The organism is Ferroplasma sp. Type II (assembly GCF_000496155.1).
Window position 1 is genome coordinate 1 of the sequence record NZ_KI542701.1, and the last position, 2,133, is coordinate 2,133.

Here is a 2,133-nt window from a genome sequence, read left to right on the forward strand (position 1 = left end):
ACAGCACACCACCAATTTGCATCTATTATAATTCCATTGCTTTCACTTATGCTAATATTCTTAATTCCATTATTCGTTGATTTCAACATACTGTTCATTGCCGATGCAATATATGAATATTCTATACCGAATTTATTTAATGTATTATTATTTGAATTCATATAATATAACCTTAATTCCTTAAATTTGTAGGCACATGTTTACATGTTTACATGTATTCATTAGATTAATCTGCATGTATTTGATTTTTTACATAGTAATATTTATAATGTATATGTGCCTACTGTAACTATATGAAGAGCTTTGATAGAGTTAAAAAGATACACGGGAAGGAATATCTCTATGAAATTACGCCATATTATGATACAGCTACAAAGAAGATTAAACAGAGATCTAAATACATTGGAATTGTTAAGGATGGCAAACCAGTGGAAAGCACAGTTAAAACATACTCATATGGAGACCTTATTCCTGTTATGAAGGCAATACAGGATCTGAATATAGATAAGATATTGAAGAGTATTGCACCCGACTATGCAGACCTGATCATGATAATGGCAATAAATCGTATTATCAGGCATGAGAGTATGAACAATATCTCTTCATGGTTTGATGATACCTATCTAAGTACATTGTATGAGGATCTGGATCTCTCCTCACAGAATATTTCAAAATGTATGGGGAACATTGGCAGAATGGACCTAAATCACGCATATCTCAATGAGATACTGAAGATAACAGGAAAGACAGATGCACTGTACTATGATATAACATCCTTTTCATCCTACTCCAGAAATATGGAATTTCTGGAATTTGGCTATTCTAGATCTGACCCTGACCTGCCACAGGTAAACGTATCCATGGTACAGGATAGGAAATCTGGAATTCCAATATTCTACGATCTCTATCCTGGTAGTGTTGTTGATGTCTCCACAGTTATGAATACAGTGGAGATATTGAGATCTTCAGGTATAGACAACACAATACTTATCATGGATAGGGGCATGTTTTCATCCACCAATATAGACAAACTTCTATCCTTTCATAAATCCACAGGTATTGAATTCATCATGCCTGCAACATATACACTGAATGAGGTGAAACGCATAGCAATTCTCTCACGCAGAACCATAGAAAGAGGTATCAATATGATCAAGGTTGGTGATGAGGTTATATTTGCTGAATCTAGAGATATTAACATATCAGGCAATGTAATTAAGGCATGGATATACTATCAACCAAATAGGGACAAAATTGAGAGGGAAGTATTCTACTCCTCACTGTATGCCCGTATAGACAGGATTAAAGAAAGGAAGATCAAGAAATATGAGAGAATAAAAGAGATAGCAGCAGAGATTATGGGTCCCTATCTGCATTTCATATCATGGAAATATGAGGATAAATTCACAGTCAATATAATGGAAAAGGCAGTATCACAGAGGGTAAACAGATGTGGAATCACCATATTAACCTTCCTTGGGGACTTTAACAGTGTAGATGCACTCACCATGTACAGGGAAAGGGATTCTGTGGAGAAACTCTTCCTTAACTCCAAGAGTTTCCTGGGTGCAGAACCCTTAAGAGTACATGGAATAGATACATTGAGAGGCCATCTCTTTGTAAATCTCATTGCATTAACAGTAAGATCACACCTCATTAAGATGATGGGCAAAACAAAACTGATAGAAAGGTACTCTCTTGAGAAGATGTTGCTGGAACTGCATAAGATCAGGAAGATAAGACTTCAGAATAATAGAGAAATAATTACAGAAATTACTAAAAAACAAAGGGAAATACTGGAAAATCTTTCAATTCCTGTGGATCATGTGCCTACATTTCTACGGAGTTAAGGATATAATGATATTAATTCTATATTATTTATTAAATTTTTTATTTATTTGAAATTTTGTGCTTATTTTTTATAACATATATAAATATTAACACAATAACCGCCATTATCATATAGAATGCATAAAGTAGAAACTCTATATGTAATGATAAATATAATAATCCTATGATATCAAATATAATCCATAAAAATATAGCAATTATTATTAATTCTTTTAATTTTCTTCTAATTGGATTATTTTCCATGCTTTTATTTTTAATGTTATTCATTTACCAACCTCCAAA

General features: G+C 32.9%; 2 protein-coding genes. One reads left to right on the plus strand and one right to left on the minus strand.

Translation table 11 applies throughout. The annotated features are described in order from the left end of the window. The first annotated feature begins 293 nt into the window (after positions 1-293). Entirely contained in the window at positions 294-1,850 is a 1,557-nt protein-coding gene (locus AMDU4_RS04470; RefSeq protein WP_021786790.1) for an IS1634 family transposase, read from the plus strand. Positions 1,851-1,890: 40 nt separating this feature from the next. Here the strand turns inward: AMDU4_RS04470 and AMDU4_RS04475 are convergent, their stop codons facing one another. Further along, positions 1,891-2,118, minus strand: a complete 228-nt coding sequence (locus AMDU4_RS04475; RefSeq protein ID WP_021786791.1) for a hypothetical protein — start codon at positions 2,116-2,118, stop codon at positions 1,891-1,893. Positions 2,119-2,133 lie beyond the last annotated feature (15 nt).

Coding starts and splice junctions, on each gene's coding strand:
- AMDU4_RS04470 (WP_021786790.1), top strand. CDS start 294: ATGAAGAGCTTTGATAGAGTTAAAAAGATACACGGGAAGGAATATCTC.
- AMDU4_RS04475 (WP_021786791.1), bottom strand. CDS start 2,118: ATGAATAACATTAAAAATAAAAGCATGGAAAATAATCCAATTAGAAGA.